The 13,997-nt window shown below is 43.3% G+C and carries 13 protein-coding genes and 2 pseudogenes; 2 read left to right on the forward strand and 13 right to left on the reverse strand.

What is annotated here, in order from left to right:
- Positions 1-103 precede the first annotated feature (103 nt).
- Both L4C39_RS05545 and L4C39_RS05550 read right to left on the reverse strand, forming a co-directional pair.
- A complete protein-coding gene (locus tag L4C39_RS05545; RefSeq protein WP_429745244.1) occupies positions 104-1,780 on the reverse strand; it encodes a mechanosensitive ion channel family protein in 1,677 nt (558 codons plus the stop codon).
- Between the two features lie 220 nt (positions 1,781-2,000).
- Positions 2,001-2,441, reverse strand: coding sequence for a YcgN family cysteine cluster protein (locus L4C39_RS05550; protein ID WP_017053080.1), 441 nt, complete (start codon positions 2,439-2,441; stop codon positions 2,001-2,003).
- 147 nt (positions 2,442-2,588) lie between these two features.
- Between L4C39_RS05550 and L4C39_RS05555 the strand changes: the two genes are divergently transcribed.
- A complete protein-coding gene (locus L4C39_RS05555) occupies positions 2,589-2,837 on the forward strand; it encodes a YkgJ family cysteine cluster protein (RefSeq protein WP_113799870.1) in 249 nt (82 codons plus the stop codon).
- A 29-nt stretch (positions 2,838-2,866) separates the two neighbouring features.
- Here L4C39_RS05555 and recR read toward each other — a convergent pair whose 3' ends face one another.
- From recR to L4C39_RS05585, 6 genes are all read right to left on the reverse strand, one after another.
- The gene (recR, locus tag L4C39_RS05560; RefSeq protein ID WP_029203426.1) at positions 2,867-3,466 is read right to left on the reverse strand and encodes a recombination mediator RecR; all 600 of its coding nucleotides are present in this window, start codon (positions 3,464-3,466) and stop codon (positions 2,867-2,869) included.
- Positions 3,467-3,483: 17 nt separating this feature from the next.
- Positions 3,484-3,813 carry a YbaB/EbfC family nucleoid-associated protein gene (locus L4C39_RS05565; RefSeq protein WP_113799868.1) on the reverse strand — a complete coding sequence of 110 codons (330 nt, stop codon included), beginning with the start codon at positions 3,811-3,813 and terminating at the stop codon, positions 3,484-3,486.
- A 76-nt stretch (positions 3,814-3,889) separates the two neighbouring features.
- Entirely contained in the window at positions 3,890-6,172 is a 2,283-nt protein-coding gene (gene dnaX / locus L4C39_RS05570; protein WP_429744923.1) for a DNA polymerase III subunit gamma/tau, read from the reverse strand.
- A gap of 57 nt (positions 6,173-6,229) precedes the next feature.
- A complete protein-coding gene (gene apt, locus L4C39_RS05575; protein ID WP_017053076.1) occupies positions 6,230-6,775 on the reverse strand; it encodes an adenine phosphoribosyltransferase in 546 nt (181 codons plus the stop codon).
- Between the two features lie 164 nt (positions 6,776-6,939).
- Positions 6,940-7,305: a YbaN family protein gene (locus L4C39_RS05580; RefSeq protein WP_429744925.1), complete on the reverse strand. Its 366-nt coding sequence runs from the start codon at positions 7,303-7,305 to the stop codon at positions 6,940-6,942.
- 391 nt (positions 7,306-7,696) lie between these two features.
- Positions 7,697-8,800, reverse strand: a complete 1,104-nt coding sequence (locus L4C39_RS05585) for a response regulator (protein WP_029203424.1) — start codon at positions 8,798-8,800, stop codon at positions 7,697-7,699.
- Between the two features lie 243 nt (positions 8,801-9,043).
- Here L4C39_RS05585 and L4C39_RS05590 point away from each other — a divergent pair, with 243 nt between their 5' ends.
- Positions 9,044-9,919 carry a LysR family transcriptional regulator gene (locus L4C39_RS05590; RefSeq protein WP_017053073.1) on the forward strand — a complete coding sequence of 292 codons (876 nt, stop codon included), beginning with the start codon at positions 9,044-9,046 and terminating at the stop codon, positions 9,917-9,919.
- A gap of 107 nt (positions 9,920-10,026) precedes the next feature.
- Here the strand turns inward: L4C39_RS05590 and purF are convergent, their stop codons facing one another.
- The 5 genes and pseudogenes from purF to folC all read right to left on the reverse strand — a co-directional run bounded on the left by purF (position 10,027) and on the right by folC (position 13,966).
- On the reverse strand, positions 10,027-11,541 hold the full coding sequence (purF, locus tag L4C39_RS05595; RefSeq protein ID WP_171757029.1) for an amidophosphoribosyltransferase: 1,515 nt from the start codon (positions 11,539-11,541) through the stop codon (positions 10,027-10,029).
- A gap of 34 nt (positions 11,542-11,575) precedes the next feature.
- Positions 11,576-12,067: a CvpA family protein gene (locus L4C39_RS05600; RefSeq protein WP_017053071.1), complete on the reverse strand. Its 492-nt coding sequence runs from the start codon at positions 12,065-12,067 to the stop codon at positions 11,576-11,578.
- A 60-nt stretch (positions 12,068-12,127) separates the two neighbouring features.
- A pseudogene (locus L4C39_RS05605) lies at positions 12,128-12,409 on the reverse strand (SPOR domain-containing protein); the annotation flags it as partial.
- A 68-nt stretch (positions 12,410-12,477) separates the two neighbouring features.
- A pseudogene (locus L4C39_RS05610) lies at positions 12,478-12,703 on the reverse strand (cell division protein DedD); the annotation flags it as partial.
- Positions 12,704-13,966, reverse strand: a complete 1,263-nt coding sequence (gene folC / locus L4C39_RS05615) for a bifunctional tetrahydrofolate synthase/dihydrofolate synthase (protein WP_429744928.1) — start codon at positions 13,964-13,966, stop codon at positions 12,704-12,706.
- Positions 13,967-13,997: the final 31 nt, after the last annotated feature.

Genomic DNA, 13,997 nt, shown 5'->3' on the forward strand with positions numbered 1-13,997 from the left:
CAGGTCAAAGCGCTCTGAACGGAGCGCTTTTTACTTTAGAGTAGCCATACCGATAAAGTAGTCATACAGATCATATGGAAGAAAGTGTCTGTTACACACCTATTCAGGATTCTTGCTGACCTTTCACCATATGCAGATGAACATCTTGCTGTGGGAATGGAATCGAGATCCCCTCACGATCAAACCTCAGTTTAACCTCTTTCGTTACGTCCCAATACACATCCCAATAATCCTCAGTTTTCACCCAAGGGCGGACTATGAAATCCACAGAAGAAGTGTTCAACGTATGTACTTTAATTGCGGGCTCAGGCGTTCGTAACACAGCAGGATGGGTGGTAACAATGTCAGTCAAAACAGACTCCGCTTTTAGCAAGTCATCGCCATAGCCAATACCAAAAATCATATCGACTCGGCGAACTCTTTCATGCGTCACATTCTTAATCACATCACCCCATATCTTACTATTGGGCACAATAATAATTTGGTTATCAAAGGTTTTGATTGTGGTGTTAACCAAGCTCATATGGCTCACCTTACCATCGACTCCACCAGCAAAAACAAAATCGCCAACATCAAATGGTTTATAAATCAGCAGCATCATACCTGCTGCAAAGTTCGATAACGTATCTTGCAATGCAAAACCGATGATGACACCCGCGATACCGAAACCGGTCAGAACTGGTGTTAAATTAAGCCCTAATTGAGATAGCCCGACTAAAATACCGAGAACCCACACCACATTGCCCGATATGGTGATAAAAAAGTTCTGCATCAATTGCGATAATTTCAGGTTTTTTGATACAACCGCTTTGCTAGTGATCTTACGTACTAACTTTGCCGCAACACTGCTTGCAAACAGAATGAATACAAACACAAATAACTGGAAGACGTGCTGAGGCGCATTGTTCGCCACCCAACTCCAAAGGTCCGAAGACCAATTTGTCACCAAAGACCAGAGCACTTTACTGTCGAGTAAATCCTGAGTGATACTTCCCGTCACTTCAAACATCAAACGCTTATATTCTGAGGTATCAATATCAAGTTTATCGGCAATAGAGAGCATGGAGCGTAAACTATCAACCGCAATATCAAGTCGTTGATTGATGACTAACTGGCTCAATTGAAGCGAAGCTTTTTCTGATTCAGGGCTCACCGCTAACTGTTTACCGACACTTTTGACCTGCTGGTTAAAATATTCAACAGATGCATAAGTCAACCTTAGCCGCTTTACTACCAACTCCCGATACATTTTCTCCGGTTTGCTTTCGTCCACCCCGAGGGTTTTAAGCCATTCGATATTTTGCCAATTAGCCTCCACAACCGTATCAAGATAGGTTTGCAACTCTTGAGACTCGTTTAGCATTGCAAGCCGTTGTTCATCCGTGGCGGCATTTATTTTTTCATTAAGCGCTCGGATTTTCTCTTCTAAATAAATCGCAGCGCCTTGGGAGTATTTTTGCTGCATTTTAACTTGAGAAATCAGTTTATCTTTAGGGATGGTTCCTCGGCTAACCGCTCCAGCCAAAAAAGAGCGTAGATCATCATTTTTTTGGAACAGTTGAAGTTGAATCGCGTCTTTCTCATTACCTGTTGCGGTAGTTAATGCATTCGATAACTCTTGAATATCCTGATTAACTTGCGCAATATTTTGCTCCACTTTCGATAAAACCGGAGCCTCAACCTCTTCCTCGGCTAAGGCTCTAGGCATAACAAAAGTGGCAAGTAACACCAACAAACTAAAAAAAGAGAAAATTGAATAGCGACGGAAAAACGGTTCCATGACAACCTCACCTATGACAAGTCTTTGTTTCATATAGATAGTCTAAGTGTACACCACGAGTTCTAAATAAGTGGTGAATATTCGTTAGAGTTTAGTGAATAGTATTTGGGTGGACGAGAACTGGCATGAATCGAAAAAATAAAGCCACTGGAATTATCCGCTGGCTTTATTTTAGAAATTTGGCTATCTATTGGGCTACGATATATCTTAGTGCATGTCTTTAGTTACGATTTGGGTGATTCAAAATGTGGTCCTCCCAATCAACCACATCAATTTCGTATACTACTTTATTTCGTACACTTTCACCCTCTGCGTGCATTGCAGATTTTGAACCTGTGATCAGTGGATGCCATGCAGGTAAAGGTTTTCCTTCCGCTAGCACTCGGTAAGAACAGGTTTCAGGCAACCAGTTAAACTCGTCAACTTTATCGCGAGTTAGCTTCAAGCACTCTTCACCAGATTCAAATCGGTTTGGGTAATCTTTACATGAACAGGTTTTGCTATTGAGTAAGCTGCACGCAACGTTGGTGTAGTAAACATCATCGCTATCTTCATCCATTAATTTATGCAAGCAACACTTCCCACAACCGTCACAAAGAGATTCCCACTCTTGTTCAGTCATTTGTCCTAGGGTTTTCTCTTGCCAGAATGGAGTGCTCATCAGTCTACTTCTTTACTTATTACGTGGGAGGCGATTTATACCGCCATGACACACAAAGTGCAAGGATAAAAAGTTTTCCACCTTGCTGTGCGCATGGATAATTTCTGCTACTATCGCGCCCCTTAATCACTTCAACTGGTACTTATTATGGATTGCAGACTCGGATGTGGCGCTTGTTGTATCGCCCCTAGCATATCTTCTTCTATACCAGGGATGGAAAACGGAAAGCCGGCAGGGGTTCGTTGCATTCAACTCAACGATGACAACTTGTGCAAACTCTTTGGTAAGCCGGAACGACCAAAGGTGTGTCACGCTTTTAAAGCTTGTCCGGATGTTTGCGGGAAAACCAATCAACAAGCGCTAGACAACATCACGGAACTCGAACGAATCACCTAAAAAAATGCCGCTCTCGTTGAGCGGCATTTTTAGATTCGTTGTCGACCCAGTAGCGAATGAGACAATGTTGTGCCATCCACCAATTCTAACTCACCACCAACAGGAACACCGTGAGCGATTCGACTTGCGCCAACTTCATGGGCATGGCAAAGCTCAGCAATGTAGTGAGCCGTCGCTTCCCCTTCAACCGTTGGGTTGGTTGCTAAGATAACTTCTGAGATATCTCCACGACGTAAGCGATAATCCAGCGTATCTAAACCAATATCGCTCGGACCAATCCCATCTAATGGAGATAGGTGCCCCATTAAAACAAAAAATCGGCCTGAGAACTGGCCTGTCGCTTCAATGGCTGCGATATCAGCAGGGCTTTCCACCACACATAACTGTCCATTTTCTTGACGCTTTGGATTCGTACAGATATGGCATGTTTCTTCTTCTGTAAAAGTTCGACACTCATTGCAATGCCCTATTTCAGTCATTGCTTGAGAAAGTGCATCCGCGAGTTGCAGACCACCTTTTCTGTCTCGCTGTAACAAATGAAAGGCCATACGTTGTGCCGACTTGGGACCAACCCCAGGTAGACAGCGTAAGGCCTCCATCAAATGCTCCAGCATATGGCTAGTACGCATTATTTATATCGTTACTCTTAGAATGGCATCTTCATGCCTGGTGGTAATTGCATACCGCCAGTTACTGAGCCCATTTTTTCTTTTTGAGTCTCTTCAACGCGACGAGCAGCATCGTTAAATGCAGCAGCAATAAGATCTTCAAGCATCTCTTTGTCGTCTTCCATCAAGCTTTCGTCGATTTCAACACGGCGAACGCTGTGGCTACCAGTGATAGTAACTTTAACTAGACCAGCACCTGACTCGCCTGTTATTTCCATATTTGCAATTTCTTCTTGAAGCTTTTGCATGCGATCTTGCATTTGCTGGGCTTGCTTCATTAGGTTGCCCATACCGCCTTTACCAAACATGTTAATCTCTCTGGTTTATTGAGTTATGTTCAAATAGATGGGGTTGAGTCATCGACTATTCAACCCGCATTCTGCGTTAAATTGGTCGAACACTATCGCGGTCAAGCTCTGCCGCAAAGCGTTTTTCAATAAATTGTACGACTGAATCACTTTCTAAGCTAACAAATGCTTGTTGAAGCTTCGCTTGATAGAGTTTTTCGCGCAGTTCTAGAGGCGTTTCACCTTCGTCACTGATCGTCACTGTTAGATGGCACTCTTCCGCGTACGCAGTGTTCAGCGCTTGTAGTAATTCACTCTGTGCACGATCGGTATTCAAGTGGGCTTGTGTCGCCCTTAAGTGAAGTTCAATCGATGAATCTGTTTTCTTAAATGACGAATTCAATGCGAGCTGTTCAACCAGTTTAGGAATGTTTAATCCTTGAATGGTTGCAGACCAAGCATCTTTTCCTACAGATTCTTGCAGTAATTTTTCCACCATTTCTGGGGTTTTAATATGCTCTAACGCATTTTTTATCTGAGTCGGTGTAAGCTCTTTTTTCTCTTCAGCCACAACAGGTTTAGATGGACGCCAGCGATATGCTTCATCATCTGGTTTTTTATCTGTTTGCGGCGCATGAGTGTGAGAAAGTGGCGACACCAACTCAGAATTACCGTGCTTTTGCGCTACACGGTCTAATACTGATGTTTTTGCTGATGCCGCTTTAGCCTTTTTTACTGGAGAACCAGACGTTGGCTTGTCGCCGCTTTGATTGCGACGCTGAGAGCGTAACTGATGACGAAGGCTACTCACAGGGGACGCAGGCGTATTGCTCGCGGGCGCTTGAACAGGTCGTTCAGCCGGTCTCGTTACAGGCGACTCTTGTGCTGTACCTGAGTTCGCATAGGATTCATTCGCATGCTTGCCATCAGAATACGAGCTATCAGGGTACGGACTATTTCCATATTCTGGTGGTACGTTCCCATGATGGTAGTCGCTCGGAGGAACATCATCATACTGCGGAACCATCTGATCATAATGCGGATCAGAGACAGGGGCTTGCGAAGCTTGATTGTACTGAGCTTGCGATTGCGGCGTTGGCACAGCCTGTCGTGGACTAGATGGTGCAGGAGTAACAGGAGCTGGCTGATCTTGACCAACAGACTGAGACGGTACTCTTTGAGAAGTACTCGGCTGAGGCACCGGATTACTGCGTAGCTCTTGCTGACTTGACGCAGTTTCCGGTGCAGAAGCTGCGGTATTGTCGCTGCTCGTAATAGCACTTGCTCCGACGCTTTGTGCAGGGCGAAATGCCATCATACGTAAGACAATCATCTCTAACCCAACACGTTCAGTTGGAGAGAGAGGTAAATCCTCACGACCTTTAAGTGCAATCTGATAATAGAGCTGTACGTCTTGCGGCGTTAAGCTTTTAGCCAACAACTCAATTTTAGCCGCATCAGGTTGGCTTTGATCCAGTGTTGATGGTAAAGCTTGGTACATAGCAACACGGTGCAACTGAGTAGACAACTGGCGCAGTAAGCCATCCCACTCAACACCATTTTCCGCAAGCGTTTGGATACTATCCATTGCCACTTGAGCTTGCTTGCTGCTAATCGCCTCTAACAAATGGATCGCTTGATCGGTATCAAGCGTACCTAACATATGAGCAACCGTATCAGTGATAATACTGCCATTACCCAAAGCAATCGCTTGATCAGTCAAGCTCAACGCATCACGCATACTGCCGTCAGCAGCGTGCGAGATCATGCCTAGAGCACGAGCATCTGCTGTGACTTGCTCTTGTTCTAAAATTCGGTCTAACTGCTGGTGAATATTATCAACGCTGATTGGCTTCAAATGGAATTGAAGACAACGAGATAAAATCGTCACCGGCAGTTTTTGCGGATCTGTGGTCGCAAGAAGGAATTTCACATATTCAGGCGGCTCTTCTAACGTCTTTAAAAGCGCGTTAAAACTGTGCCTTGAGAGCATGTGAACTTCATCGATCAGGTAAACCTTAAATCGACCACGAGCCGGTTTATACTGAACGTTGTCGAGTAGTTCTCGAGTATCTTCAACCTTAGTACGAGACGCTGCATCAATCTCTAATAAATCAACAAATCGCCCTTCATCAATTTCACGGCATGTAGAACATTCACCACAAGGTTCGGAAGTAATTCCCGTTTCACAGTTTAGCCCCTTAGCAAAGAGGCGACCGATGGAGGTTTTTCCCACACCTCGAGTGCCACTGAACAGGTAAGCATGGTGCAACCTATTCTGGCTAAGTGCGTTCTCCAATGCTGTAAGAACATGGGCTTGACCAACCACTTCATTAAATTTGGTTGGACGCCATTTTCGCGCTAAGGCAAGATAACTCATTAACTAATTTCCAACGAATTTGTATATAACAACGTTTTCATTCTTACGATTGGCAGATTAATGCCCTTCAAATTCGCAAATGCTGTATACGTTCAGGTCTAAACCTTGAAGGCGCTTCTCACCACCAATTTCTGGCAAGTTGATAACAAAAGCAGCATGCTCCACTACACCACCTAATTGGCGGATAAGCTTAGTTGTCGCTTCAATAGTGCCACCAGTCGCCAGCAGGTCATCAACAACAAGAACTTTATCACCTTCCACAATCGCATCTGTGTGAATTTCTAGTGTATCAACACCATACTCTAGCTCATAAGTTTGCGCGATAGTGTTGCGAGGCAGTTTTCCAGGTTTACGAACTGGGACAAAACCAACCCCTAATTCTAAAGCAAGAGGAGCACCAAATAGGAACCCACGAGCTTCCGTTCCTACCACTTTGGTAAAGCCCATGCCTTGGTATTTTTCTACCAGCAATTGAATTGTTGCGCGGTATGCCGCTGGGTCTTCCATCAAGCTTGTTACATCACGGAATAAAATGCCCGCTTTTGGGTAATCTTGGATGCTTTTGATGCTTGATTTGATCAGAGAAATTGTTTCTGTAGTCATAATAATAAATTTACTTAGATTGGCTCATTACATCCTAAATATTATTTTTTTATCGCAAGGGGTAAAGAACGGTTAGTTCTCAACAGTTATCAATAAGGCTGAATATTCATAATGCTGAAAAAACAAACGCCCACTTCGAAAAGCAGGCACATTTCTACGTAATGCTAGTGATTTTCTTGCCGGTTAGCAACTGGCTCGTGCACTGGGATACGAACAAACCAAGTGATCAGCACCACAAGCATAGCAATCAGGGTAAATTTCACCCAAAGAATCGGGGCAATGAAGATAGAAAAAGAGAAACTCAACAGAATGAGAACCAAACCGCGCATTTTAACTTTGTTCGTAACAGCGCCGTTTCTTTGCCAGTTTTCTAGAATGGGACCAAGTGTTTTTTGAGTATGCAACCAGTGATGGAACCGAGGACTACTACGGACAAAGCAAGCACTAGAAAGCAATAAAAAGGGTGTGGTAGGTAAGAGTGGCAGCACGATCCCCACGATACCCAGTAGAAGACTAAGGCCACCAATCACATTCAATCCTAAATGCCGAATACTGATGATGACCTCCTATCTGCTCAACATGAGCTTAAATTGACGTAGTATCGCTTAAAAAACAGCGTAACCATTGAATATACGAATCCACGTCAGTGTTGCAGGTAGTGTCGGAATTAGCAATGCTGCCACTAACCCCAAAAAATAAAAAATATTATACGGTTCGTTAAATGTTTCGTTGTCTGCCATGAGCTCTTCCAGATGTAGATGTTTCACTTTTCCAACTCAATACCGTTAACCAAAAGTTAATGGGTTGAGTGTTAATTGTTTTAGGTGGCAGACTATACCTGAAAGCAATTAACAGAAAAACCGATGCTATGTAAGGTTATTACTATGTAATCTTGTTATTTATGTATCTTGCTGTGAAAGACTATTGGCTAGAGCCTTGATGAATATCCAAACTAAAGCTGCTTGCCCCCAACTTACTCAATGAGAGCTGGCAGCCAGACTGAATCGGTAAATCCATTGTGATGAAATTTTTAACGCAATTTTCCCCTAACCGAACTCCCGCGGGAAGGTGCTGACTTACATATCCATTTGACCACTGCCCATCTAAACCCGCAGGTAAGATAGACAACGTACCTTGCGATAAATCAGCGACACCAAATAACGCTTCAACCGGTGCGGCACACTCTGAGCAAGCGAGCCCTTTCTCCAGAATCTCCGCCATATCTTTGAGATCGGCATTGAAGCACTTCAAATTACGTAAGTAATCATCAAAAAGTGCACGAACTAGCAAAGTCGTGGCAACCCCACCCTCCTCTATTGAAGAGGAATCGACGAGATAAAAAGCAAACTGTCCGTTGATCAACCAAGCATAATCAAAAACCAACGGCATGTTATCGATTGACTGTAATAATCGATAACTGCACTTCCAGCTGCCTTGAGATGTATCTTTGTCGGGTAACAACGCATGAAGCAAGCTACGAGCCGAGGATGGATTATTCTCTAAATACTCTAAATGCCAATGCAATTCTTGATCCGCTGGTATGTCACCACCATCATCCACGCGAAACCATTGGCTGGCAAAATCGCGCTGATCGGCGAGGTGGTTAAACGTATCCTCTAAGGTATTTTCAATTGCAGAGGTTAGATGCTCATGGTTATCGATGGGTTTGGGTAAAAAATCTTTAATCCCGAAACGCAATGCTTTGGCAACATCTGACATCTCTTCTGTTGCAGAAACAACAATCAATGGCAGCGATGGGTACTCTAAACTGACCTCTTCTACAAATTCGATGCCGTCTAATATTGGCATTGAGAGATCACACAGAATCAGATCAGGTTCTGAATGTCTTAACTTCTGTAAGCCATCTAAACCATTCTCCGCTTCAATAATTTTGTAGCCCTGAACTTCTAAATACGCTGTTGTGATGCGTCGAAAGATAGGGTCATCATCGACCAACATGATCAGTTTTGGGTTGATCGCTTCTTGTGCCGAGGTCATTATGGATCGACTGTGAGTTTTATACATAAGCTTGCGCCTCACAATGCTTAGTCAATTAATCATTGTATTTTTTATTATTGTTGTTCAAATACACACTAATATAAAAAGTAGCCTTGAAATGCCATTTATACAAATGCGCCACTCGTTATTAGTGATGCATACTATATATATGGATTATTGTAAATGACGCAACATGTTGATGTGACGCAAACATTGATCACGGATTTGCGTTTAAATTAACTGGATTCGTAACAAAGTGTGTCTGAAAGTATGAAATTAGACGATTTAAACCTATTTCGACTCGTTGTCGAAAATGGAAGCTATACTGCAACATCGCGTAAAACCATGATTCCTGTTGCAACAATTACCCGACGTATCCAAGCTCTAGAGGATTCTTTAAACTTAAGGCTTTTAAATCGTCACGCTCGCAAACTCTCATTAACCGAGGCTGGCGAACGTTTTTTCAATGAATGCTCTCCTCTATTGCAGAGTTTAGCCTCAACCACAGAAGAGCTAACGGACGAATGTCGTGGTGCCTCTGGTAAAATTAAAATATCGGCACCATCAAACTTAACAAAGCGCATGATGATGCCAATGTTTTGTGAGTTCATGAAAAAGTATCCTGATATTAATCTGGAGCTAACCATGAGCAATCAAGCCGATCAGCTCGACCCAACAGAGTGGGATGTTATTTTCCGCGTCGGTCCACAAAGAGATTCGAGCCTGATCGCAAGAAAACTGAGTGAAGTAAAAGATATTTTAGTGGCGAGTCCTGACTATTTGGCAGCCCACCCGGCTCCTACGCATGCTGAAGAGCTAACACAACATTCATTGTTGAAAGGTCGCCCATTAATCAAATGGCAACTGACAAACTCGAACGGTGAAACCATTGTTAACTGTGAGAAAGGTCGATTCCAAGCCAATGCACTGAATGTGATTCGTCATGCTTGTTCTGATGGACTTGGGATTACGCTGATGCCAGATGTCATGATCAGAGAGTACATTGAAGACGGCAGCCTTGTTCAGATCCTTGAAGAATGGAGTGCAAACTCGCGTGATATCTACATGCTTTACAATCACAAAGATCATCTACCAGAAAAAGTGCGTCTGTTTATCGACTTTATGATTGCCTACAGCCTTCATTAAACGTTGGTTTCCGCGACAATAAAAAACCCAGAGCTTGTTGACTCTGGGTTTTCTTTTTCAACTAGGTAACTGTCATTCAAGAAGAAAGAATATTAAACATCAAAAATTTAAGCACCTTCATTATGCAGTTCTAAATTGGCTAAATCTTGCTGCATTTCTCGTGCAGTTTTCGAGTCATCATTGCGCAACGATTCTAGAAAATCGAGGTAGTTTTGATCGATATCACCCGTCACATATTCACCATTAAATACCGACGCGTCAAAACGCGCAATATCTTGATTACTAAGACCGACGGCATCCACTAAGTCTTCAAGTTTTTGATAGATTAACGCATCTGCACCGATATGATTGCAAATAGTTTGGTTATCACGGCCATGAGCAATTAACTCACTTGCACTTGGCATATCAATACCATACACATTCGGGAATCGAACTTCTGGCGCTGCCGACACCATAAATACTTTCTTCGCCCCTGAATCTCGAGCCATCTCAATAATTTGCTCAGACGTTGTACCACGAACAATCGAATCATCGACTAGAAGCACATTTTTATCTTTAAATTCAGAGCGAATCGCATTCAGTTTACGGCGAACGGATTTCTTACGTTGCTGCTGCCCCGGCATGATAAAAGTACGCCCAACATAACGGTTTTTAACAAACCCTTGACGATATGGAGTGTCGATTGCTTGAGCAATTTGCAAGGCAATATCGCAAGATGTTTCTGGGATAGGAATAACAACATCAATGTCTAGATGTGAAAATTCATCTTTAATGCGCTCACCTAGCTTTTTTCCCATCTCTACGCGTGCGCTATATACTGATATTTTATCAATAAACGAATCTGGGCGTGCGAAGTAAACGAATTCAAAAATGCAAGGATTCAACTGAGGGTTGTCGGCACATTGCTTAGTAAAGAGTTGACCATCAAACGCAACGTAAATCGCTTCGCCCGGCGCAACATCACGAACAAAATCAAAACCAACCGCATCCAGTGCAACTGACTCTGAAGCCACCATGTATTCAAATTGTCCATTCACTTCGCGCTTACCTAAGCACAAAGGACGGATACCATGAGGGTCACGAAACGCCACCATGCCATGTCCGATGATCATTGCCGTAACCGCGTAAGCGCCACGGATAGTTCGATGGACATTCGCGACAGCACGAAATACATCTTCAGATGTCACGTTCCCTTTAACAGTATCAATCTCATGAGCAAGAACGTTGAGTAACACTTCTGAGTCTGAAGTGGTGTTAACGTGGCGGCGGTCTTTTTCAAAGAGTTTTTCACGCACGTCATTCACGTTAGTCAAATTACCGTTATGAGCTAAGGTGATACCAAATGGGGAGTTAACATAAAATGGCTGCGCTTCAGAAGCACTTGAACTACCTGCTGTTGGGTAACGAACATGGCCGATACCAACGTTGCCCTGTAGACGTTGCATGTGTTTTGCTTCAAAGACATCTTTCACTAAACCATTTGCTTTACGCAGACGGAAACGATTGCTTTCTATGGTAACAATACCAGCGGCATCTTGGCCACGGTGCTGTAAAACCGTTAGCGCGTCATAGATAGACTGGTTTACAGGTGATGTACCCACGATTCCAACAATCCCACACATGTCCTAATCCTCAATTTGGCGACAGTTACTGGCGCTAAACTGCGCCAGATAAGAAACTTGATGTTGCTTGTAAATGTTCGAAGAACGGTGCAATGATTCGACTAAATTCAGGAACCAATTGCGAGTTCTTCCACCACTCAGAACTTGGGAAGGCGGTGAATGTATCCATAAAAAACAGCAGTGCTGACACAATTAGAATTCCACGTAAGCCGCCGAAAACGACACCAAGAACTCTATCTGTACCCGATAACCCTGTTTTTTGCACTAGCTGACCGATAACATAGTTAACTAGAGCCCCAACTACGAGCGTTGCAACAAATAGTGCTGCGATTGCGGCTCCGTTGCGGAACATATCATCTGCAATATTGGTAAAATACACCGCAAGTTTTGCGTAGTATTGGCTGGCAATAAAAAATGCACCACACCAAATCACCAATGACAATGCTTCCTTTGCAAAGCCGCGAACTAAACTGATCAGAGCTGAAAATCCGACCACACCTAAAATGACAAAATCTAACCAATTCATGAATTCTACATCTCAGTTGGCGCGCATTTTAACAGAAAAAAACGCGACGCAAACGTTTTCTTATGGGTTTAGTGGTTTAAATTTGAGCAATTGACCTTTAGAACCAGTTATTTTTTCCAATTCTTTAACTTGTCGCTCAAGTTTCGTTTTTGATACATCAGGGCCAATAATAATACGAGTAAATGAATTTTCTTTCTTCGTATGAGCTTGGTAACCTCGTTTCTTTAGATCCTTCACTAAGTTTTTAGCATTATCTGCACTCTTTAATGCCATCAGTTGAATGATCCACGCACTGTCTTGATAATCGTTCTTTTCAGGTACGACTTTCGCAACCGTTTTTACCTGATCCTTAGATGCAGATGTCGTCGAAGGCTTCGAGCTATTTACATCCGAGCGATCCACATTCGAATCAAGTACAACTTCTACAGGTGAATCTGGCAGAACCGATTCATCTTCAATGGGATCCAGCAACTCGAAAGTTTCTACGTCACTATCAAGCTCTGGTTTAATTGGGATGCTGGCAAATTCTTCTTTGTAATGCAGTTTTTGACCATCTAAAACATCGGGTAAAACAATCACACCCATCGCAACCAGTATGATCGTTCCAACTAAGCGGCTTTGAAATTTACTTGCCATCTAGATTCCTTTTTTTTGCCAGTAATCGAGTACTTCACCTACGGTATGAAATGAACCGACTACAAGGATAAGTTCTTTATCTTTCGCGGTAGCCAACGCAGCGTTAAAAGCATCAACAGCCGTAAGGTACTGCTCTACATCACTTTCAAGGGACTGACACAATTCCGAGGCCAGAGCCGCTCTAGGCCCAGAAAGAGACGCAGGATACCAATAGTTGGCTATGGGTTTTAGTGCCTCAAGTGTCGCCGCGACATCTTTATCATGCAGCATCGCAACGACAACATGGATCGAATGATCTGAATAATGCGCCTGCATCTGCTTAACTAAATATTCAGCGGAATGGGGGTTATGAGCGACATCAAGAATGATCTTCGGAGCCTCGGAGAGCGTCTGCATTCGACCAGGCAGTGATGCAGTTTTAAGCCCATTAACAATATTCACGTCGCTAACATCAAGTTCAGCGCAACCCAATGCCATTATCGCTGTGGCGGCGTTAGGTAAAGGCAACTGCGGAATAGGTAAAGCCTCTAATGTAAACGACCCACTTTTCCATACCCAAGTATCACCTGTCAGCGAGTAATCAAATTGAATACCGACTTGATGAAACTCTGCATTAATATCATCGGCATGAGCGGCAACAGTTGCTGGAGGCTTAGGTTGCCCACAAATAGCAGGTTTGTTAGAACGGAAAATTCCCGCTTTTTCAAAACCTATCACGTTAATGTCATCACCAAGCCAGTCAACATGATCAACCGCTAAACTGGTAATAACAGAAACATCATGGTCAACAACGTTTGTCGCGTCTAAACGACCACCTAAACCAACTTCCAGCAACACAATATCGACCTGTTCCGTTTGAAACAGTCTCAGAGCTGCCAAGGTGCCATATTCGAAAAAGCTTAAACTGATTTCACCACGCTGTTGCTCAATATAAGAAAAAGCCTGTGCATGTTTTTCATCAGGTAGATCTTGACCATTAACACGTACGCGTTCGTTATAACGAATCAGATGGGGAGAGCTATAAACGCCAACAGAATAGCCTGCATCAAGCAAGATGGCTTCCATTAAGGCACAGGTAGAGCCCTTGCCATTTGTTCCAGCAACGGTGATGATTTTAGGTGCGGGTTTAGTAAGCTTGGTTTGAGCAGCAACGGCTTGTACGCGATCTAAGCCTAAGTCGATAGCACTCGTGTGGATGTTTGATAAATAATCAAGCCACATCGATAGAGGTGATGTGGCTTGTGGGATTGGGTTTTGACTCATCTAACTAATAACCATCAATTAATATTGGTTT

It is taken from the genome of Vibrio clamense, from assembly GCF_050337905.1.
GTDB classification, from domain to species: Bacteria; Pseudomonadota; Gammaproteobacteria; order Enterobacterales; family Vibrionaceae; genus Vibrio; species Vibrio cortegadensis.

Coding starts and splice junctions, on each gene's coding strand:
- folC (WP_429744928.1), bottom strand. CDS start 13,966: ATGAGTCAAAACCCAATCCCACAAGCCACATCACCTCTATCGATGTGG.
- L4C39_RS05550 (WP_017053080.1), bottom strand. CDS start 2,441: ATGAGCACTCCATTCTGGCAAGAGAAAACCCTAGGACAAATGACTGAA.
- L4C39_RS05585 (WP_029203424.1), bottom strand. CDS start 8,800: ATGTATAAAACTCACAGTCGATCCATAATGACCTCGGCACAAGAAGCG.
- L4C39_RS05600 (WP_017053071.1), bottom strand. CDS start 12,067: ATGAATTGGTTAGATTTTGTCATTTTAGGTGTGGTCGGATTTTCAGCT.
- L4C39_RS05590 (WP_017053073.1), top strand. CDS start 9,044: ATGAAATTAGACGATTTAAACCTATTTCGACTCGTTGTCGAAAATGGA.
- L4C39_RS05555 (WP_113799870.1), top strand. CDS start 2,589: ATGGATTGCAGACTCGGATGTGGCGCTTGTTGTATCGCCCCTAGCATA.
- purF (WP_171757029.1), bottom strand. CDS start 11,541: ATGTGTGGGATTGTTGGAATCGTGGGTACATCACCTGTAAACCAGTCT.
- L4C39_RS05565 (WP_113799868.1), bottom strand. CDS start 3,813: ATGTTTGGTAAAGGCGGTATGGGCAACCTAATGAAGCAAGCCCAGCAA.
- apt (WP_017053076.1), bottom strand. CDS start 6,775: ATGACTACAGAAACAATTTCTCTGATCAAATCAAGCATCAAAAGCATC.
- L4C39_RS05545 (WP_429745244.1), bottom strand. CDS start 1,780: ATGGAACCGTTTTTCCGTCGCTATTCAATTTTCTCTTTTTTTAGTTTG.
- dnaX (WP_429744923.1), bottom strand. CDS start 6,172: ATGAGTTATCTTGCCTTAGCGCGAAAATGGCGTCCAACCAAATTTAAT.
- recR (WP_029203426.1), bottom strand. CDS start 3,466: ATGCGTACTAGCCATATGCTGGAGCATTTGATGGAGGCCTTACGCTGT.